The following is a 19,206-nucleotide window of genomic DNA, read 5'->3' on the forward strand; positions in this document are numbered from 1 at the left end:
GGCCACGACATCCTCAACGGTCCACTCTCTCACCCGTGCCGGACGGGCCGGCGTTTTCCGTTGCGGTGTCCGGTGTCGGGTCACTCGGCTGCTCCGGGTCGCCTGCCCGGGGCTCTGCCCCGGACTCCTCGGGGAGATCTCCGCCGGGCCCGGCCGGCTTCTCCGGGCCGTCTCCGGCACGCTCCGCGTCGTCTGTCTCACTCGCTCCGGCCTGGTCTTCCTCGGTGGGGGCGGCCTGGTCCTTCTCGTCCGAGGCGGCCTCGTCCGCCTCGCGGGCCGCGGCCCGCTTGCGCTGGGTGTACATCCGGAAGCCGGCGAGGACGAGGAGCAGGACCCCGCCGCCGATGACCAGCATCACGGTGGCCGTGATCTCGGTGACCTTCACGTCGAAACTGACGGGCTCACCGTACTTCCGGCCGTCCGTCGTGTAGAGCTGGGCGATCACCGTCGCCCGGCCGTTGGCGTTGGCCGACGTGGTGAACTTCACCGACTGGCTGTGCCCGCCCGAGACGGACACCGGCTGCTCCTGGTAGGCGGAGCCGCCGATCTCCAGCCGCGTCGGATTGGTGGAGGAGAGCCGCAGGACCAGCGGGCCGACATCCTGCACCAGGTTGTTCTGCACCGTCACGGGGATCGTGGCGCTGCGGCCGGAGAGCTTGGTCTCCGACTTGTCGATCAGCCGGACCCGGCCGGCCAGCCCGTCGAGGTAGGACTCCACGCCGTCACGGAAGGACTCCGCCTCGGCGGCCCTGCCACGCCAGGAGGCGGACATGCCCCGGTTCAGGGCCCGCCCGAACGGCGTCACCACGCGGGACTCGTCCGAGAGCACGACCTTGAAGTTGCCGAGCTTGTCCTGCGTCTGCGTGATCTGCACGAACGCCGAGCGGCGCAGTTCCTTCTTGCGCAGCGACGAGGGGTAGGAGGAGGTCGCCGGCACCTTCGTGGTGGCCCGCGGGTCCGGCTTGGCCACGGCGGCGGCCGACAGCTCCTGGGACTGCGACCAGGTACCGCCCTGGAGCGCGCCCAGGGCCTCGGCCATCGCGCGGGCCTGGCTGCCCGACGGCATGCGCTGCGGGGCGACGACGATGCTGCGCTGCTTGCCGGTCTGGAGGCCCAGCTCCAGGCTCTGGGCGAGGAAGCGCTGGACCGCGAGCGTGGACGCCGAGGCCGTGTTCAGCTCGCCCTCGAACGCCGTGGACATCCGGGCGTCCGCGACGACCGCGGTCGTCCCGCCACCGATGGGCCGGGCTGCCGAAGGCGTGTACGGCAACGCGCCCGCCTCCTGGAGGCTGTCGCTGCGCGCGATCACCTTGTCGGCGCCCGCCGAGGTGGCGACCTTGACGATCGACCGGTCGACCGAGCCGTCCACGGGCCAGGCGAAATCGGTGCTCGGCTTCACGTGGAGGATCGGCTCGACCGTGTTGGCGACCACGTCCGTGGCGTCCTTGAGCTGGCTCAGCGACCCGGTGATGCCGGTGCCGTTGTGCGCGAGGGAGGCCAGGTCGGGGTCGGCGAAGGGCAGGGCGACCACCTCCTTGCCGCTCACCGCCGCCTGGAGGTCGGCCAGCCACTGCTTGGCGACCGCCTGGTGGGTGCCGGGGGTGGTCTCCTCGCCGTTCCGGACCCGGTACTTGCCCGTCATCGCGTCGACGGAGGCGAGCAGGTCCGGGTCGATCACCCAGGTGACGTCCAGGCTCTTGCCCAGCGCCACCATCTGGTTCAGGCGGCCCCCGGGGGAGATCTCCCTGGCCAGGTCGTCGTTGAGGAAGACCGGCGTCTGCTCCTCGTTCGGACCGGTCTCGGCGGCCATGTGCGTGGTGGAGACCAGCGGCCACAGGAACGTGGTCTTCGTCCTGGTGTCGGCCGCGTCCGGCTTCCACGGCAGGAAGGTCCGCTGGATGCCGAGCACCTGCTCCCACGGCTGCGCGGAGGTCTGCCCGGAGAGCGAGACGGCGAACTCGTAGACGCCGTCCCTGCCGAGGTTCAGCTCGTCGACCGGCACGGAGATGTTGAAGTGCTCGGAGACGCCGGGAGTGAGCTTGGAGAACTTCTCGGTGTACTTGTCGCCGACCTCGGGGGCGATCGAGCCCTGGAGGCTGTCCGCGTTCTTGGCGACCGCGTCGATGGCCGAGCGGGTGGCGACCTCGGGGCCCAGCCGCAGGGCGACGTGGGCGTCGGTGACCGCCCGCTTGCCGTTGTTGGTCACGGTCCCCGACACGGTCACGGTGTCGCCGTCGGTCGGCACCGACGGAGTGAGCGAGTCGACGGCGACGGCCACCGGGCCCGCGTCCGAGGCGGCCTCGGCCGTGGCCGGCTCCTGGGCGTGCGCGGGGCCCGCGGCGGGAAGCTGGAAGAGACCGGCCAGCAGGGGCGCTCCGGCGAGCAGTGCCTGGGCACGCCGCAGCCCCCGGCGGGCAGGTGAGGGACTGGTCCCCTGGAAGTCTGCCGCCTCGGCCACGCGCTCGCCCGTCCCTCGTCGTGTCAGTGGTCGTCGGAATGTGCGTCCACGCATGGTAACGATGCGCGCGGAGTGGAAGTGCCGCGGCGTACCTCACAAGATCCGGAACCACAGGGCCCGGCCGCGTATGCGGTCCATTCGGTGGGGGAGCCGATATGTGCCTCTATAAAGGGGAGTGTGCCGGGGCTGAAGGGGAGTGGACCGGGGCACGGCCGACCGGACGGGGAGTCCTCCGCCCGCACCGGCCACGTACCCTGTTCTGTTGTGCCGAACGCCAACGAAGTCCACGCCCCCGCCCCGAGTCAGGTGCAGCGCCGCGAGATGACCGAACCCCCGCGCATCGCTCCTGTCGCCGACGATCTCGCCCGCCGTTTCCAGGCGGCCGGGTTCTCCCTCGCTCTCGTCGGAGGCTCGGTCCGGGACGCGTTGCTCGGCCGGCTCGGCAACGACCTGGACTTCACGACCGATGCCAGGCCGCAGGACGTCCTGAAGATCGTGCGGCCCTGGGCGGACGCCGTCTGGGAGGTCGGGATCGCCTTCGGCACGGTCGGGGCACAGAAGGACGGCTACCAGATCGAGGTGACCACCTACCGGTCGGAGGCGTACGACCGCACCTCGCGCAAGCCCGAGGTGTCCTACGGCGACTCCATCGAGGCGGATCTCGTCCGCCGGGACTTCACGGTGAACGCCATGGCCGTGGCGCTCCCGGAGAAGGAGTTCATCGACCCGCACGGGGGCCTCGACGACCTTGCCGCGCGTACGCTCCGCACCCCGGGCACCCCCGAGGAGTCCTTCTCCGACGACCCCCTGCGGATGATGCGGGCGGCCCGGTTCGCCGCGCAGCTCGACTTCGAGGTGGCGCCGGAGGTCGTACAGGCCATGAAGGACATGGCCGGCCGGATCGAGATCGTCTCGGCCGAGCGGGTGCGGGACGAGCTGAACAAGCTCGTCCTCTCCCCGCACCCGCGCAAGGGCCTGACCCTGCTGGTGGACACCGGCCTCGCCGGGCACGTCCTGCCCGAGCTGCCGGCCCTGCGGCTGGAGAGGGACGAGCACCACCGCCACAAGGACGTCTACGACCACACGCTCATCGTCCTGGAGCGGGCGATGGCCCTGGAGGACGACGGGCCCGACCTCACGCTCCGGCTGGCCGCACTGCTGCACGACATCGGCAAGCCGCGCACGCGCCGGTTCGAGCCGGACGGCCGGGTCTCGTTCCATCACCACGAGGTGGTGGGGGCCAAGATGACGAAGAAGCGCATGACCGCGCTCAAGTACTCCAACGACCTGGTCCGGGACGTCTCCCGGCTGGTCGAGCTGCACCTGCGCTTCCACGGGTACGGCACGGGTGAGTGGACCGACTCCGCGGTCCGCCGGTATGTGCGGGACGCCGGACCGTTGCTCGACCGGCTCCACAAGCTGACCCGGTCGGACTGCACGACCCGTAACAAGCGCAAGGCCACGGCGCTGTCCCGCGCGTACGACGGTCTTGAGGACCGGATCTCGACGTTGCAGGAACAGGAGGAGCTGGACGCCATCCGGCCCGACCTCGACGGCAACCAGATCATGGAGATTCTCGGCGTCCGTCCCGGGCCGGCCGTGGGGCAGGCGTACAAGCACCTTCTGGAGCTCCGGCTGGAACACGGACCGATGGGGCACGACGCGGCGGTGGAGGCTCTCCAGGAGTGGTGGGCGGAGCAGAACGGCTGAGCTGTTCCGCCCGTGTTTCACGTGAAACACGGGCCGGGCCGCACAGGCGAAGGGCGGTGTTTCACGTGAAACACCGCCCTTGCGCGTCGAAGGCGCCGTCGCCTACTTCTTGTAGTCCTTCAGGCAGAGCAGGAAGCTCTTGCCTCGGCCGCTCTCGGTGTAGGTGTACTCGAAGTCCTTGGCCTCGGCCTCGCACTTGCTGGAGGCCAGCGAACTGGACGTGAAGGAGCCCTCGATCTTGGCGACCACCTCGTACTGGGCCTTCGAGTCCTTGCAGTCGACGACCTCCAGGTCCGGGTCGTTGTCGTTGCTGCTGCCGCGGTGCATGCAGTCCCCGACCGCCGCCGTCTTCGCGTCGTCCCGGCTGGCTATGTAACCGCCGACCGCCACACCGACGACGACCACGGCGATGACGATGTTCTTGATCGTCTTGAAGCTGACCTTGCGACGGGCCGGCTGCGGCGGCACCGGAGCACCCGGCGGGAATCCGGGCTGGCCGGCCTGGTGCGGGAAGCCCGGCTGGCCCGGGGCGAAGGGGTTCTCCCCCTGGGGCTGCTGAGCCTGCGGCTCGCCCTGCGCGAACGGATTGCCCTGGGACGGCGGAGTGGTCACTTGGGGGTCCCCCTCAAACATGGATGCGTGGCGCGAACATGTCGCGCCGTAAGACCCACGTAAGTTATCCGGCCCCACTGACATCGCCCGTTCCCCAGGCCGCTCTGTGTCATTGATGTGACACTTACTGAGGCCCGAACCGTGCCATAACCACCGCAACCGCTCCGTAGACCGCGGCGACCATCGCGATGAGCGGCACGGATCGGCCATCCGGCGGCAGTATCAGGGCAGCCACCCCCGCGGCCCCGACGAAGGCGACGTTGAACAGCACGTCGTAGACGGAGAAGATCCGGCCACGGAAGGAGTCGTCGACCGAGGACTGCACGATGGTGTCGGTCGCGATCTTCGAACTCTGGGTCGTCACCCCCAGCACGAACGCCGCGACGAGCACGGGAACGGTGGCGAACGGCAGGCCGAGCGCGGGCACCAGCACCGCCGCCGCCCCGGCGCACAACGCCATCCAGTGGCCCGGCCCGAAGCGCACCGCCGCCCACGGGGTGATCACCGCCGCCGCGAAGAAGCCGGCACCCGAGACGCCCAGCGCCAGGCCCAGCAGAGCCAGCCCCTCGTCGGTGGTCGAGGTCAGGGCGTACCGGCACAGCATCAGGAGCATGACCAGCAGGGCGCCGTAGCAGAACCGCATCAGCGTCATGGCGGCGAGCGACCAGGCCGCGTCACGGCGCGCGGGCGCGACCAGATGGCGGATGCCGGCGACCATGTCGCGTGCGGTGCCGACGAGGGCGGAGGCCAGCCGCGGCGCGGCGGACGCGCGGTCGGGTCCCAGCAGGTCCACCGCGATACGCAGCGAGGCCAGCGCGCCGCACAGGTACAGGAGGGACCCGAGCAGCACCACGGCGGCGTCCGAGTCGGCGATCACCAGGCGGACGACGAAGGCCAGCCCGCCGCCGGCCGTCGCGGCGAGGGTCCCGGCGGTCGGGGAGAGGGAGTTGGCGACGACCAGGCGCCGGTCGTCGACCACCCGCGGCAGCGCGGCGGAGAGCCCGGCGAGGACGAAGCGGTTGACCGCGGTCACGCACAGCGCGGAGACGTAGAAGAGCCAGTCCGGGACGGAGACGACCATGAGCACGGCCGTCACGGAGGCCAGCGCGGCGCGCAGCAGATTGCCGTAGAGGAAGACCTGGCGCCGGCGCCAGCGGTCCAGCAGGACGCCGGCGAAGGGGCCCACGAGGGAGTACGGCAGCAGGAGCACCGCCATCGCGGAGGCGATGGCGGTGGCGGAGGTCTGCCGCTCCGGCGAGAAGACCACGTAGGTGGCGAGCGCCACCTGGTAGACGCCGTCGGCGCCCTGGGAGAGCAGACGGACGGCGAGCAGCCGCCGGAATCCCTTCAGACGCAGCAGGATGCGCAGGTCACGGACGACGGCCATGGGGCACAGCCTCACATACCGGAAAGGTCCCCGGGTCACGCGACCCGGGGACCTCCGCAGGACGGGAGTCGGAGACTCTCAGCTCTCGGCCTCGCCCTTGATGAACTTCTCGACGTTCTCGCGGGCCTCGTCGTCGAAGTACTGGACCGGCGGCGACTTCATGAAGTAGCTCGACGCGGACAGGATCGGGCCGCCGACACCGCGGTCCTTGGCGATCTTCGCGGCGCGCAGGGCGTCGATGATGACACCGGCGGAGTTCGGGGAGTCCCAGACCTCGAGCTTGTACTCCAGGTTCAGCGGGACGTCACCGAAGGCGCGGCCCTCCAGGCGCACGTAGGCCCACTTGCGGTCGTCCAGCCAGGCGACGTAGTCGGACGGGCCGATGTGGACGTTCTTCTCGCCCAGCTCCCGGTCGGGGATCTGCGACGTCACGGCCTGGGTCTTGGAGATCTTCTTGGACTCCAGCCGGTCGCGCTCCAGCATGTTCTTGAAGTCCATGTTGCCGCCGACGTTGAGCTGCATCGTGCGGTCCAGGATGACGCCCCGGTCCTCGAACAGCTTCGCCATGACGCGGTGCGTGATGGTGGCGCCGACCTGCGACTTGATGTCGTCGCCGACGATCGGCACGCCCGCCTCGGTGAACTTGTCCGCCCACTCCTTGGTGCCGGCGATGAAGACCGGGAGGGCGTTGACGAAGGCGACCTTGGCGTCGATGGCGCACTGGGCGTAGAACTTCGCCGCGTCCTCGGAGCCGACGGGCAGGTAGCAGACGAGGACGTCGGCGCGCTGGTCCTTGAGGACCTTGACGATGTCGACCGGCTCCTCGGGGGACTCCTCGATGGTCTCCTGGTAGTACTTGCCGAGACCGTCGAGGGTGTGGCCGCGCTGGACCTGCACACCGCTGTTCGGCACGTCGCAGATCTTGATGGTGTTGTTCTCGGAGGCGCCGATGGCGTCCGAGAGGTCGAGGCCGACCTTCTTGGCGTCCACGTCGAAGGCGGCGACGAACTCGATGTCACGGACGTGGTACTCGCCGAACTGGACGTGCATCAGGCCCGGGACCTTGGCGGCCGGGTCGGCGTCCTTGTAGTACTCGACGCCCTGCACCAGCGATGCGGCGCAGTTGCCCACACCGACGATGGCTACGCGAACCGAACCCATTCCGGTTGCTCCCTGTGTGTACGAGTGAGGCCCTGACTGGGCGCTCACGTGGCGGTGTCGCCGGGCGTATCCGGCCGGGGGTCGTCCCCGGGCCGGGGCAGGTCGCCCGCCGTTCCAGATGTGGTGTCCCCACGAGCGGTCCCCTCGGCGGCGGGACCCCGCAGGTCCCGCCCCGCCCGCTCGCTCTCGATGAGCTCGTTCAGCCAGCGCACTTCGCGCTCCACGGACTCCATTCCGTGGCGCTGGAGCTCCAGCGTGTAGTCGTCGAGGCGTTCCCGCGTGCGGACCAGCGAGGCCCGCATCTTCTCCAGCCGCTCCTCCAGCCGGCTGCGGCGGCCTTCGAGTACGCGCATGCGGACGTCCCGCGACGTCTGCCCGAAGAACGCGAAACGAGCGGCGAAGGTCTCGTCCTCGTACGCGTCGGGGCCCGTCTGCGAGAGGAGCTGCTCGAAGTGCTCCTTGCCGTCGGCCGTCAACCGGTAAACGATCTTGGCGCGGCGCCCGGTGAGGGACGCGGCGGCCTCACCGATGTTCCCCGGCTCCTCGATCAACCAGCCGTTGGCGACCAGCGTCTTGAGGCAGGGGTACAGCGTTCCGTAGCTGAACGCCCGGAACACCCCCAGGGACGTGTTGAGCCGCTTTCGCAGCTCATAGCCGTGCATCGGGGATTCGCGGAGCAGGCCGAGTACGGCGAACTCGAGGATGCCGGAGCGCCGGCTCACGGTCGCCTCCTCTCTGCCGCGACCCGTGGTGACGGGTGCCGTGACGGGCTCGTTCGGGGTCCTTATACCGATCCGATGTATCGACTCGATACATCTCGACGATAGAACGCGGTCCCCCACGCGACAAGGGGGAGTGGAGTGAACGGGATCACATCAGGGTTTCATCGCATGCAAGTTGCCGGATTTGAGGCGAACTTCGGAACCCGGGGGTTTTTGCGGTGCGTAGTCTGTCCGCCATGCAAACCACTGGGAACCGAGTGACGCCAGGGGACGTCCTCGTCCCCGGTGCGGTACGGGTGAATGCGGAAGGGACCGCATCCGTACTTCGGGGGGACCGGAAACCAGCCGCCGTTTCCAGGCGCGCAAGGGTGCGCCTGCCCGAGGAGTAGTCGTTCGATGAGCGAGCACCGTCGCAAACCGCCGCAGCCGCAGGGAGGCGGACGTGCCGCGGCCCGACGCGGCCAGTCCGGTTCGTCCTCCGGTCGCCGTGCGGCACCGCGAGGCGCCACAGGGTCTCCGTCCGGCTCGTACGGTCCGGATGACGAGCGCCCCTACAGCACCCGCGCCGAGGCCCGGCGTGCGGCGCAACGAAGTGGAGGCGGCCGACGCAGAGCCGCCGAGCCGGGAGGTGGCGGCCGGCGAGCCGCGCCCGGCGGATCGGGCCGGGGCCGCGCCGCGGCGGCGTCCGGCAGCAAGCGTCTGATCGACTATCCGCGGAGCGACCGGGACGGCTGGCAGCGCTGGATGCCCTCCTGGAAGCTGGTCACCGGGCTGTGCCTCACGTTCTTCGGCGGACTGGTGGCCGCCACCGGTCTCGCGTACGCCATGGTCGGCATTCCCGACATCGCGAAGACGGCGTCCGCGCAGAACAACGTGTACTACTGGGCGGACGGCAGCCAGATGGTCGCCACCGGCGGTGAGCGCAACCGCCAGGAGGTGGAACTGTCACGGATTCCCAAGGCGATGCAGAACGCGGTCATCTCCCAGGAGAACCGCAGCTTTTACAGCGACAGCGGCATCGACCCCAAGGGCATCGCCCGAGCCGTGTTCAACATGGCCCGTGGCGGTGACACACAGGGCGGTTCGACCATCACCCAGCAGTACGTCAAGAACGCGATGCTCGACGACCAGTCGCAGACGCTCTCCCGCAAGGCCAAGGAGATGCTGGTCTCGGTCAAGGTCGGGGCCAAGGTCAACAAGCGCAAGATCCTTGAGGGCTACCTCAACTCCGCCTACTACGGGCGGGGTGCCTACGGCATCCAGGCGGCGGCGCGGGCGTACTTCGACAAGGACGCGGACGAGCTGAACGCGGGCGAGTGCGCTCTCCTGGCGGCGGTCCTCAAGGGCGCCACCTACTACGACCCCGCCGGCGCCACCTCCATCGACCCGGGCGCCACCGAGGAGGCGAACAAGAAGCGGGCGCTGCGGCAGATGCAGGACACCCTCGACAAGATGGTCGAGTACCAGCACCTGGACCAGGCGGAGCGGGTCAAGTACACCACGCTCCCCAAGGTGCAGAACCCTCGGTCGAACACCCAGCTCACCGGGCAGATCGGCTACCTCGTCGACCTGGCCAAGGCGTCGCTGATCAAGAACGACGTGATCACGCAGAAGGATCTGGAGACGGGCGGGTACTCGATCTTCACGACCTTCGACAAGAAGAAGGTCGACGAGCTCGAGAAGGCGGTCCAGAAGGTCTACAAGGAGAACATCCGGCCCGAGGACCGGCCCGACACCGACACCCACGTCCAGTTCGGCGGGGCCTCCGTGGACCCGAAGACGGGTGCCATCGTCGCCATCTACGGCGGTGAGGACGCGACCAAGCACTTCACCAACAACGCCGACGTGACCGGTGCCCAGGTCGGTTCGACCTTCAAGCCGTACGTGCTTGCCGCGGCGATGAAGTGGGGGGTGCGGGACCCCGACCTCGGTGAGACCCAGGCTCAGGACGAGCGCACCGTCGTCTCCCCGAAGAGCCTCTACAGCGGCCAGAACCTCCTCAAGATCAAGAACTACGACGGCACGATCTGGAAGAACGAGAAGGACGAGCAGTGGCGCCAGGTCAACGACGGCGACCAGTCGCTCGGTGAGGCGCCGGACTACAAGATCGACCTCCGCGAGGCCATGCGGGAGTCCGTGAACTCCGCCTTCGTGCAGCTCGGCATGGATGTCGGCCTCGACAAGGTCAAGGAGGCCGCCATCGACTCGGGCCTCCTGAAGGGCAGCCTGACGGGCACGAACTACCCGTCCTTCTCCATCGGCATCTCGGACCCCAGCGCGATCCGCATGGCGGGCTCCTACGCCACCTTCGCGGCCAGCGGCAAGCAGCGTGAGCCGTTCTCCGTCACCAAGGTGGTGAAGAAGGGCGAGACGATCTTCACGCACAAGTCCACGAGCAAGGACGCCTTCACCGCCAAGGTCGCGGACAACGTCACGGACGTGCTGAAGACGGTCGTCGACGAGGGAACCGGCTCCAAGGCCCAGCTCACGGGCCGTGACGTGGCGGGCAAGACGGGTACCACGGACGGCAACAAGTCGGCGTGGTTCGTCGGCTACACCCCGCAGTTGTCGACCGCGATCAGCATGTTCCGCTATCCGGACGACGAGACCATCAAGAACCGCACGTTCCTGGAGATGTTCGGGACCGGCGGTCAGAAGAAGATCCACGGCGCCTCGTTCCCGTCCGAGATCTGGCACGACTACATGGAGAAGGCGCTCAAGGGCGAGAAGGTGGAGAAGTTCCCGAAGCCGGAGCCGATCGGCGAGGTCATCAACAACGATCCGCCGCCGAGCCCCTCTCCGACGCCGTCCGAGACGGCGGAGCAGAGCCCGTCGCCCTCGGCGGAGCCCAGCCCCACGACGCCCAGCCCCACGGCGCCCACGCCGAGCAGCACGTGTGGTGTCTTCAACTGGAACTGTGACGACGGAGAGAACCGGGGCGGTGACAACGGCGGCAACGACGTCGGTGGCGCCAATGGAGGAGGCCAGTCACCCTCGCCCACGTCCTCGGAGACAGAGGAAGAGAACCCCACCAGAGGACAGGGTTTCTTCGCCGGCCCGAACGGCTAGCCGGCGATCTGTCCCAGATGGGTGTTTCACGTGAAACACCCGGAGGTTCCACGTGAAACAGGGGCCGCCGCACTCGCGGGTGCGGCGGCCCCCACTTGTTCCCGGACGTATACGGCAGGATGTGCCCCATGCCCAGTGCAGAAGCGACGCCAGTGAAGGCGCAGCAGCCCGAACCGGTCCAGCCGACCAGGGACGACGCGGTAGCGGCGGCCGGCAGTGAGCTGATCGGCGGCCCGCTCGGCCGGCGTGTCCTGCCGGCAACGACCTGGTGGACCCCGGTGCGGGTGATCGCGCTCGTGGCGATCGGCATGTTCGCCCTCGGGCTGGTCCAGAAGGCTCCCTGCTACAACGGGGCGTGGTTCTTCGGAGCCAGCTCCCAGTACACGCACGCCTGCTACTCGGACATCCCGCACCTGTACCAGGGGCGGGGCTTCATCGACGGCCTCGTGCCCTACTTCGACAAGCTCCCCGGCGACATGGAGTACCTCGAATACCCGGTGCTGACCGGCCTCTTCATGGAGGCGGCGTCCTGGCTCACCCCGGGCGGCGGGACCGTCCAGGCCCAGGAACAGTGGTACTGGATGGTCAACGCCGGAATGCTCATGATCTGCGCGATCGTCATCGCCGTCTGCGTGACCCGTACGCACGCCCGGCGCTCCTGGGACGGCCTGCTGATCGCTCTCGCGCCCGCGCTCGCGCTCACGGCGACGATCAACTGGGACCTGCTGGCGGTGGCCCTGACGGCCGCCGCGATCCTGATGTGGTCGCGGAGCCGTCCGCTGGCCTTCGGCGTCCTCCTGGGGCTGGCCACGGCCGCCAAGCTCTACCCGTTCCTGATCCTCGGCCCCCTGCTCGTCCTGTGCTGGCGAGCGGGCCGGTGGCGGGCGTTCGGGGCGGCCCTGGGCGGTGCCGCCGGCTCCTGGCTCCTGGTGAACCTGCCGGTGATGCTCTTCGCCTTCGACGGCTGGTCGAAGTTCTACACCTTCAGCCAGGAACGCGGCGTCGACTTCGGCTCCTTCTGGCTGATCCTGGTCCAGAACTCCGACAACCCGCCCGGCACCGAGACGGTCAACACGCTGGCCACGCTCCTGATGCTGCTGTGCTGCGGCGGCATCGCGGCGCTCACGCTGACCGCCCCGCGCCGGCCGCGGTTCGCCCAGCTCGCCTTCCTGATCGTCGCCGCCTTCATCCTCACCAACAAGGTCTACTCGCCGCAGTACGTCCTGTGGCTGGTGCCGCTGGCGGTGCTCGCCCGGCCGAAGTGGCGGGACTTCCTGATCTGGCAGGCGTGCGAGGTGGTCTACTTCCTCGGCATCTGGATGTACCTCGCGTACACGACCAGCGGGGACGCCCACAAGGGCCTGCCGACAGACGGCTACCACTGGGCCATCGCCGTGCACCTGGTGGGCACGCTCTTCCTGTGCGTGATGGTGGTGCGCGACATCCTGTGGCCGGACCGCGACCCGGTCCGCCGCAACGGCGACGACGACCCCTCGGGCGGCGTGCTCGACGGCGCGGAGGACGTCTTCGCCATCGGCCCCGCGGCACGCCCCGCGACGGGGACGGCGCACTTCGAGGGGGCGCGGGTGCGCTGGGGCACCGTCGGACGGCAGGTCGGCGGCTCGCTCTGAGGCCATGGTGCCCGGCGGCCCCGCGGGTGCCCCGAGGCAGCGAGAGGGCCGTACACGAACCTCGTGTACGGCCCTCTCGCTGCCCTGGACCGGCGGGGAGGCCCGGAAGTCTCCCCGGTCCTCAGCGGTCGACGATACGGTCGAACTGCGTGGTGGTGTGCCGCAGATGGGCGACCAGCTCGTCCCCGACCTGCGGCTCCGGGGCGTCCGTGGGCACGAAGAGGATCGAGACCTGCATGTGCGGGGGCTCCGCGAACCAGCGCTGCTTGCCGCCCCAGACGAACGGCGCCAGGTTGCGGTTGACCGTGGCCAGCCCGGCCCTGGCGACCCCCTTGGCCCGCGGCATGACGCCGTGCAGGGCCTTCGGCGCCTCCAGTCCCACTCCATGGGACGTCCCGCCCGCCACGACCACCAGGAAGCCGTCGGAGGCCGCCTTCTGCTGCCGGTAGCCGAAGCGCTCGCCCTTGGCCACCCGCGTGACGTCCAGGACCGCCCCGCGGTACTCCGTGGCCTCGTGGTCACCGAGCCAGAGCCGCGTGCCGATCCGGGCACGGAAGTGGGTCTGCGGGAACTGCTGCTGGAGCCGGACGAGTTCGTCCGCCTTGAGGTGGCTGACGAACATCGTGTGCAGCGGCAGCCGGGCCGCGCGCAGCCGGTCCATCCAGCCGATGACCTCCTCGACGGCGTCGGAGCCGTCGGTGCGGTCCAGCGGCAGATGGATGGCGAAGCCCTCCAGCCGGACGTTCTCTATGGCGGCGTGCAACTGCGGCAGATCCTGCTCGCCGACCCCGTGCCGCTTCATCGAGGACATCACCTCGATGACGACCCGCGCGCCCACCAGACCGTAGACGCCGTCGACGGACGACACCGACCGGACGACCCGGTCGGGCAGCGGAACAGGCTCCTCACCGCGCCGGTACGGCGTCAGCACGAGCAGATCGCCGCTGAAGAAGTCCTTGATCCGGGCGGCCTCGTACGTCGTGCCCACGGCGAGGATGTCGGAGCCCAGCCGTGTGGCCTCCTCCGCCAGCCGCTCGTGCCCGAAGCCGTAGCCGTTGCCCTTGCAGACCGGGACGACTCCGGGGAACTGCTCCTGTACGTGCTTGTGATGCGCCCGCCAGCGCGCGGTGTCGACGTAGAGCGTGAGCGCCATGGCCGGACCTGGGACCTTTCTCGTGGCTGTGGTGTGGTGTCAGAACGGGGACGTCCTGAAAGGGGCCTCGGGCCTGCCGGGGACTCGAGGGCCGTCAACGACGCTACTGGAGTCCGGCCCGCGGGTCAGCGGCGCGACATGTAGATGTCGAGCGCCTTGTGCAGCAGCTTGTTGAGCGGGAAGTCCCATTCACCGAGGTACTCGGCCGCCTGCCCGCCCGTGCCGACCTTGAACTGGATCAGGCCGAAGAGGTGGTCGCTCTCGTCCAGGGAGTCGGAGATGCCGCGCAGGTCGTACACGGTGGCGCCGAGCGCGTAGGAGTCGCGCAGCATCGCCCACTGCATCGCGTTCGAGGGGCGTACCTCACGGCCGATGTTGTCCGAGGCGCCGTAGGAGTACCAGACGTGGCCGCCGACCACCAGCATCGTCGCGGCCGACAGGTTCACGCCGTTGTGCCGCGCGAAGTACAGCCGCATCCGGTTGGGGTCCTCGGCGTTGAGCGCCGTCCACATGCGCTGGAAGTACGAGAGCGGACGGGGCCGGAAGCGGTCGCGCACGGCCGTGATCTCGTACAGGCGCTGCCATTCCTCAAGATCCTGGTAGCTGCCCTGGACCACTTCGACGCCGGCCTTCTCGGCCTTCTTGATGTTGCGGCGCCAGAGCTGGTTGAAGTTCTTGTGCACCTCCTCCAGGGACCGGTTGGCCAGTGGCACCTGGAAGATGTAGCGGGGCTGCACATCGCCGAAGCCGGCGCCGCCGTCCTCGCCCTGCTGCCAGCCCATGCGGCGCAGCTTGTCGGCCACCTCGAAGGCGCGCGGCTCGATGTGGTCGGCCTCGACGTCGCGCAGGCGCTTGACGTCCGGGTCCTGGATGCCCTTCTTGATGGACGTGGCGTCCCAGCGCCGGATGACCACCGGCGGGCCCATCTTCACCGAGAAGGCGCCCTGCTGCTTGAGGTGAGCCAGCATCGGCTCCAGCCACTCCTGGAGGTTCGGTGCGAACCAGTTGATGACCGGGCCCTCGGGGAGGTAGGCGAGGTAGCGCTTGATCTTGGGAAGCTGCCGGTAGAGGACGAGGCCCGCGCCCACCATCTCGCCGGTCCGGTCGTCGAACCAGCCGAGGTTCTCCGAACGCCATTCCGCCTTTACGTCTGCCCATGCCGGGACCTGCATGTGACTCGCCGCCGGCAGGCTCTGGATGTACGCCAGATGCTGCTCGCGGCTGATGGTCCTCAGGGTCAGGGTCATTCGGGGCGCTCCTCGGGCTGGTGTGTCCCCCTGGGTACAGGGGCTCCGGCTCTCGCGCGAAGCCTACTGCGCCCTGTGAGCGCCCCGTTCGGCGTACGGGGGGAAGGGGGCCCGCCGCGTGGGCGGGGCCGTGGATCAGCCTCCGCTGAACCCGCCGAAGGAACCGAAGAGCCCGCCGTGGGCCATCCCGAAGTAGAGCCCGATCGCGGAGGCGCCGAGCGCCAGGACGAGGCCGAAGCGCTCACGTGTCGTCACCGAGATGAACTGTCCGTACCCGGCGGTCAGCACACCCGCGAGTCCGGCCCAGGAGGCCACCAGATGCAGCCCCGTGAAGCCGGCCGTGATGAGGGAGAGCACCCCGAGCACCAGGGCCACGGCCATGAGCGTGTCCTGGAGCGGGTGGGGCTTGCCGTCGGTGGCCAGCAAGCCGGTCCTGGGTTTGGCGGGTCGCGTGATCTGTGCCATGGGGAACCTCCAGCCGATGGCGGTATGACTTCGCCCCACACTTCCGGTGTGTTACAGATTGCGTCCCCGCCCAGGCCGATTTCAACCGTGAGGCGATGGCCGGGTACTCTGTACCGTCCGCACCGGTGTATGCCGTCGGCCGTTCCGGCCGGGGCCGGGCCGCTCCCTCGGGAGAGGCCCGATTGTCAGTGGGCTCTGGTTCACTCGATGACATCGGTGCCACACGCATCGCAACCCTCCTGCCACGGAACGACCGTGGCCGCTGAGTCCGAAGGAGGTGGGTTCCACATGCGTCACTACGAGGTGATGGTCATCCTCGACCCCGATCTCGAGGAGCGTTCTGTCTCCCCGCTGATCGAGAACTTCCTCTCCGTCGTCCGTGACGGCGGCGGAAAGGTCGAGAAGGTCGACACCTGGGGCCGTCGTCGTCTCTCGTACGAGATCAAGAAGAAGCCCGAGGGCATCTACTCGGTCATCGACCTGCAGGCCGAGCCTGTGGTCGTCAAGGAGCTCGACCGCCAGATGAACCTGAACGAGTCGGTCCTCCGGACCAAGGTCCTTCGTCCCGAGAACCACTGAGCCCATCCGCTCAGTCGGTCCCGGGATCGAGTAGCAGCACCAGCAGCCAGCAGCAAACCCGCCGAGAGGTTCCCCCATGGCAGGCGAGACCGTCATCACGGTCGTCGGCAATCTTGTCGACGACCCCGAGCTGCGCTTCACCCCGTCCGGTGCGGCCGTCGCGAAGTTCCGTGTCGCGTCCACGCCCCGCACCTTCGACCGCCAGACCAACGAGTGGAAGGACGGCGAGAGCCTCTTCCTGACCTGCTCGGTCTGGCGTCAGGCGGCGGAGAACGTCGCCGAGTCGCTCCAGCGAGGCATGCGCGTCATCGTGCAGGGCCGGCTGAAGCAGCGGTCCTACGAGGACCGTGAGGGCGTCAAGCGCACGGTCTACGAGCTGGACGTCGACGAGGTCGGCGCCAGCCTGCGCAGTGCCACGGCCAAGGTCACCAAGACCTCGGGCCGCGGTGCCCAGGGTGGCGGCGGCTACGGAGGCGGCGGCGGCCAGGGTGGTGGCGGCGGCTGGGGCGGTGGCCCCGGCGGCGGTCAGCAGCAGGGCGGCGGCGCTCCGTCCGACGACCCGTGGGCGACCGGCGCTCCCGCCGGCGGCCAGCAGGGCGGCGGCGGTGGCTGGGGCGGTGGCTCCGGCGGCGGTGGCGGCTACTCGGACGAGCCCCCCTTCTGAGGCCGGACCGGGCCGCGAGGCTCGGCCGGGCCGAAGGACGGGCCGTACCCACACTTCTTGATCACACAGGAGAATCACCATGGCGAAGCCGCCTGTGCGCAAGCCGAAGAAGAAGGTCTGCGCATTCTGCAAGGACAAGGTCACGTACGTGGACTACAAGGACACGAACATGCTGCGGAAGTTCATTTCCGACCGCGGCAAGATCCGTGCCCGCCGCGTGACCGGCAACTGCACGCAGCACCAGCGTGACGTCGCCACGGCCGTCAAGAACAGCCGTGAGATGGCGCTGCTGCCCTACACCTCCACCGCGCGATAAGGGAAGGGTGACCGACTCATGAAGATCATCCTCACCCACGAGGTCTCCGGCCTCGGTGCCGCGGGCGACGTCGTCGACGTCAAGGACGGTTACGCTCGCAACTACCTGGTGCCGCGGAAGCTCGCGATCCGCTGGACCAAGGGTGGCGAGAAGGACGTCGAGCAGATCCGTCGTGCTCGCAAGATCCACGAGATCCAGACCATCGAGCAGGCCAACCAGGTCAAGGCCCAGCTTGAGGGTGTCAAGGTCCGTCTGGCCGTCCGCTCCGGCGACGCCGGGCGCCTCTTCGGTTCCGTCACCCCGGCCGACGTCGCCTCGGCGATCAAGGCCGCCGGCGGTCCCGACGTGGACAAGCGCCGCATCGAGCTGGGTGCGCCGATCAAGACGCTGGGCGCTCACGAGACGTCCGTGCGTCTGCACCCCGAGGTTGACGCCAAGGTCAGCATCGAGGTCGTCGCCGCCTGAGCTTCGCTCACACCGGCGTGATGCCATGGGGCCGCATTCCCCTCACGGGGGTGCGGCCCCATTGTTGTCCCCCGGGCGGTGGAGAGCCGTCGACGCGGAGATCGGTCGCGGCGTTTCACGTGAAACATCCGGTTTCCGGTGACGTGATGCCCGGCGGTCCGTGGTCAGGCGGAGGCGCCGGTCACGATCCAGCGGCCCGAGCGCGTACGCAGCCACAGCGTCAGCATCCGCATGGCCATCATCAGCGTCATGGCCGCCCACAGGGCGGTCAGCCCGCCGCCGACCGAGGGCATGAGGAGTGCCGCGGGGGTGAAGACGGCCAGCGTGACCAGCATTGCCCAGGCGAGATACGGGCCGTCGCCGGCGCCCATCAGCACGCCGTCCAGGACGAAGACGACACCACAGACGGGCTGGGAGGCGGCCACGATCACCAGCGCGGGCAGGGCGGCGTCCTTGACGGCCGAGTCGCCGGTGAACAGGGGCAGGAAGGCCGGACGGGCCACCACGACGAGCAGCCCGAGGAGCACGCCGACCGCGATGCCCCACTGCACCATCCTGCGGCACGCCTCCCGTGCCCCCTGTCCGTCACCGGCGCCCAGACAGCGCCCGATGATCGCCTGACCGGCGATGGCGATGGCGTCGAGGGCGAAGGCGAGCAGGCTCCAGAGGGACAGGATGATCTGGTGGGCCGCGATGTCGGCATCGCCGAGTCGGGCAGCCACGGCCGTCGCGATCAGGAGGATCGCGCGCAGGGAGAGGGTACGCACCAGCAGGGGCACCCCGGCCTGGGCGGAGGCCCGGATGCCGGCGGCGTCGGGACGCAGGGAGGCCCCGTGCTTGCGGGCTCCGCGGACCACCACCCCGAGGTAGACGGCGGCCATACCGCACTGGGCGATGACCGTTCCCCAGGCCGAGCCCGCGATCCCGAGTCCGGCCCCGTAGACGAGACCGACGTTGAGGAGACCGTTGGCGACGAAGCCGGCGATCGCCACGTAGAGCGGGGTCCTGGTGTCCTGCAGTCCCCGCAGGATGCCGGAGGCGGCCAGCACGACGAGCATGGCGGGGATGCCGAAGGCGGAGATGCGCAGGTAGGTCACGGCGTAGGGGGCCGCGGTGCTGGACGCGCCGAAGAGGTCCACGAGTGCCGGTGCCAGGGGGAGGAAGACGGCGATGACGGCGGCGCCGAGCAGCAGGGCCAGCCAGATGCCGTCCATCCCCTGGCGGATGGCGGAAGGCAGGTCGCCCGCGCCGACGCGTCGGGCGACGGCGGCCGTGGTGGCGTAGGCGAGAAAGACGAAGATGCTGACGGCGGTGGTCAGCAGAGCCGAGGCGATGCCGAGACCCGCGAGTTGCGCCGTCCCCAGATGGCCGACGATCGCGCTGTCGGCCATGACGAAGAGCGGTTCGGCGACGAGTGCGCCGAAGGCCGGCAGGGCCAGCGCGACGATCTCGCGGTCGTGCCGGTGGCGAACGGTCCGCGAGCGCGCGGGGGCCTGAGTCATGCGCACTAATCTAATCGTCCACAGGTAATGGATGCAAAGGCTTGGCAGTCCTTACTTTCTCTCGC

The 19,206-nt window shown here is 69.3% G+C and carries 16 protein-coding genes; 7 read left to right on the top strand and 9 right to left on the bottom strand.

Features of this window, described 5'->3' with window-relative positions; all coding sequences use genetic code 11:
• Positions 1-13: 13 nt before the first annotated feature.
• A complete protein-coding gene (locus J5Y05_RS14715; protein WP_210872383.1) occupies positions 14-2,458 on the bottom strand; it encodes a DUF6049 family protein in 2,445 nt (814 codons plus the stop codon).
• A gap of 264 nt (positions 2,459-2,722) precedes the next feature.
• Here J5Y05_RS14715 and J5Y05_RS14720 point away from each other — a divergent pair, with 264 nt between their 5' ends.
• Entirely contained in the window at positions 2,723-4,168 is a 1,446-nt protein-coding gene (locus J5Y05_RS14720; RefSeq protein ID WP_210872385.1) for a CCA tRNA nucleotidyltransferase, read from the top strand.
• Between the two features lie 102 nt (positions 4,169-4,270).
• Here J5Y05_RS14720 and J5Y05_RS14725 read toward each other — a convergent pair whose 3' ends face one another.
• The 4 genes from J5Y05_RS14725 to J5Y05_RS14740 all read right to left on the bottom strand — a co-directional run bounded on the left by J5Y05_RS14725 (position 4,271) and on the right by J5Y05_RS14740 (position 8,050).
• Positions 4,271-4,780 (bottom strand): LppU/SCO3897 family protein, encoded by a 510-nt coding sequence (locus J5Y05_RS14725; protein ID WP_210872387.1) that lies wholly within the window; start codon positions 4,778-4,780, stop codon positions 4,271-4,273.
• 124 nt (positions 4,781-4,904) lie between these two features.
• On the bottom strand, positions 4,905-6,167 hold the full coding sequence (locus J5Y05_RS14730; RefSeq protein WP_210872389.1) for an MFS transporter: 1,263 nt from the start codon (positions 6,165-6,167) through the stop codon (positions 4,905-4,907).
• A 78-nt stretch (positions 6,168-6,245) separates the two neighbouring features.
• Entirely contained in the window at positions 6,246-7,328 is a 1,083-nt protein-coding gene (locus J5Y05_RS14735; RefSeq protein ID WP_210872391.1) for an inositol-3-phosphate synthase, read from the bottom strand.
• 44 nt (positions 7,329-7,372) lie between these two features.
• The gene (locus J5Y05_RS14740) at positions 7,373-8,050 is read right to left on the bottom strand and encodes a PadR family transcriptional regulator (protein WP_210872393.1); all 678 of its coding nucleotides are present in this window, start codon (positions 8,048-8,050) and stop codon (positions 7,373-7,375) included.
• Between the two features lie 396 nt (positions 8,051-8,446).
• Here J5Y05_RS14740 and J5Y05_RS14745 point away from each other — a divergent pair, with 396 nt between their 5' ends.
• Entirely contained in the window at positions 8,447-11,119 is a 2,673-nt protein-coding gene (locus J5Y05_RS14745) for a transglycosylase domain-containing protein (protein WP_210872395.1), read from the top strand.
• Positions 11,120-11,238: 119 nt separating this feature from the next.
• Complete coding sequence (locus tag J5Y05_RS14750) at positions 11,239-12,750, top strand: glycosyltransferase family 87 protein (protein ID WP_210872397.1); 1,512 nt, start codon at positions 11,239-11,241, stop codon at positions 12,748-12,750.
• Positions 12,751-12,871: 121 nt separating this feature from the next.
• On the opposite strand, the gene J5Y05_RS14755 is transcribed toward J5Y05_RS14750, so the two are convergent.
• From J5Y05_RS14755 to J5Y05_RS14765, 3 genes are all read right to left on the bottom strand, one after another.
• Entirely contained in the window at positions 12,872-13,903 is a 1,032-nt protein-coding gene (locus J5Y05_RS14755; protein WP_210872399.1) for an alanine racemase, read from the bottom strand.
• 125 nt (positions 13,904-14,028) lie between these two features.
• Positions 14,029-15,150 (bottom strand): peptidoglycan bridge formation glycyltransferase FemX, encoded by a 1,122-nt coding sequence (gene femX / locus J5Y05_RS14760; protein ID WP_210872401.1) that lies wholly within the window; start codon positions 15,148-15,150, stop codon positions 14,029-14,031.
• 135 nt (positions 15,151-15,285) lie between these two features.
• The gene (locus J5Y05_RS14765) at positions 15,286-15,615 is read right to left on the bottom strand and encodes a hypothetical protein (protein WP_210872403.1); all 330 of its coding nucleotides are present in this window, start codon (positions 15,613-15,615) and stop codon (positions 15,286-15,288) included.
• Positions 15,616-15,903: 288 nt separating this feature from the next.
• Here J5Y05_RS14765 and rpsF point away from each other — a divergent pair, with 288 nt between their 5' ends.
• From rpsF to rplI, 4 genes are all read left to right on the top strand, one after another.
• Positions 15,904-16,194, top strand: a complete 291-nt coding sequence (gene rpsF / locus J5Y05_RS14770) for a 30S ribosomal protein S6 (protein WP_210872405.1) — start codon at positions 15,904-15,906, stop codon at positions 16,192-16,194.
• A gap of 76 nt (positions 16,195-16,270) precedes the next feature.
• Positions 16,271-16,858, top strand: coding sequence for a single-stranded DNA-binding protein (locus J5Y05_RS14775; RefSeq protein ID WP_210872406.1), 588 nt, complete (start codon positions 16,271-16,273; stop codon positions 16,856-16,858).
• A gap of 79 nt (positions 16,859-16,937) precedes the next feature.
• On the top strand, positions 16,938-17,174 hold the full coding sequence (gene rpsR, locus J5Y05_RS14780; protein WP_003949403.1) for a 30S ribosomal protein S18: 237 nt from the start codon (positions 16,938-16,940) through the stop codon (positions 17,172-17,174).
• Positions 17,175-17,192: 18 nt separating this feature from the next.
• Positions 17,193-17,639, top strand: a complete 447-nt coding sequence (gene rplI / locus J5Y05_RS14785; RefSeq protein WP_030420071.1) for a 50S ribosomal protein L9 — start codon at positions 17,193-17,195, stop codon at positions 17,637-17,639.
• Positions 17,640-17,803: 164 nt separating this feature from the next.
• Here rplI and J5Y05_RS14790 read toward each other — a convergent pair whose 3' ends face one another.
• The gene (locus J5Y05_RS14790) at positions 17,804-19,141 is read right to left on the bottom strand and encodes an MATE family efflux transporter (protein ID WP_210872408.1); all 1,338 of its coding nucleotides are present in this window, start codon (positions 19,139-19,141) and stop codon (positions 17,804-17,806) included.
• Positions 19,142-19,206 lie beyond the last annotated feature (65 nt).

It is taken from the genome of Streptomyces tagetis, assembly GCF_018069565.1.
Classification (GTDB): domain Bacteria; phylum Actinomycetota; class Actinomycetes; order Streptomycetales; family Streptomycetaceae; genus Streptomyces; species Streptomyces tagetis.

What these genes read in the sequence shown, in the direction of transcription:
- J5Y05_RS14735 (WP_210872391.1), bottom strand. Translation starts at nt 7,328, where the DNA reads ATGGGTTCGGTTCGCGTAGCCATCGTCGGTGTGGGCAACTGCGCCGCA.
- rpsF (WP_210872405.1), top strand. Translation starts at nt 15,904, where the DNA reads ATGCGTCACTACGAGGTGATGGTCATCCTCGACCCCGATCTCGAGGAG.
- J5Y05_RS14775 (WP_210872406.1), top strand. Translation starts at nt 16,271, where the DNA reads ATGGCAGGCGAGACCGTCATCACGGTCGTCGGCAATCTTGTCGACGAC.
- J5Y05_RS14730 (WP_210872389.1), bottom strand. Translation starts at nt 6,167, where the DNA reads ATGGCCGTCGTCCGTGACCTGCGCATCCTGCTGCGTCTGAAGGGATTC.
- rpsR (WP_003949403.1), top strand. Translation starts at nt 16,938, where the DNA reads ATGGCGAAGCCGCCTGTGCGCAAGCCGAAGAAGAAGGTCTGCGCATTC.
- J5Y05_RS14745 (WP_210872395.1), top strand. Translation starts at nt 8,447, where the DNA reads ATGAGCGAGCACCGTCGCAAACCGCCGCAGCCGCAGGGAGGCGGACGT.
- J5Y05_RS14755 (WP_210872399.1), bottom strand. Translation starts at nt 13,903, where the DNA reads ATGGCGCTCACGCTCTACGTCGACACCGCGCGCTGGCGGGCGCATCAC.
- J5Y05_RS14790 (WP_210872408.1), bottom strand. Translation starts at nt 19,141, where the DNA reads ATGACTCAGGCCCCCGCGCGCTCGCGGACCGTTCGCCACCGGCACGAC.
- rplI (WP_030420071.1), top strand. Translation starts at nt 17,193, where the DNA reads ATGAAGATCATCCTCACCCACGAGGTCTCCGGCCTCGGTGCCGCGGGC.
- J5Y05_RS14750 (WP_210872397.1), top strand. Translation starts at nt 11,239, where the DNA reads ATGTGCCCCATGCCCAGTGCAGAAGCGACGCCAGTGAAGGCGCAGCAG.
- J5Y05_RS14765 (WP_210872403.1), bottom strand. Translation starts at nt 15,615, where the DNA reads ATGGCACAGATCACGCGACCCGCCAAACCCAGGACCGGCTTGCTGGCC.
- femX (WP_210872401.1), bottom strand. Translation starts at nt 15,150, where the DNA reads ATGACCCTGACCCTGAGGACCATCAGCCGCGAGCAGCATCTGGCGTAC.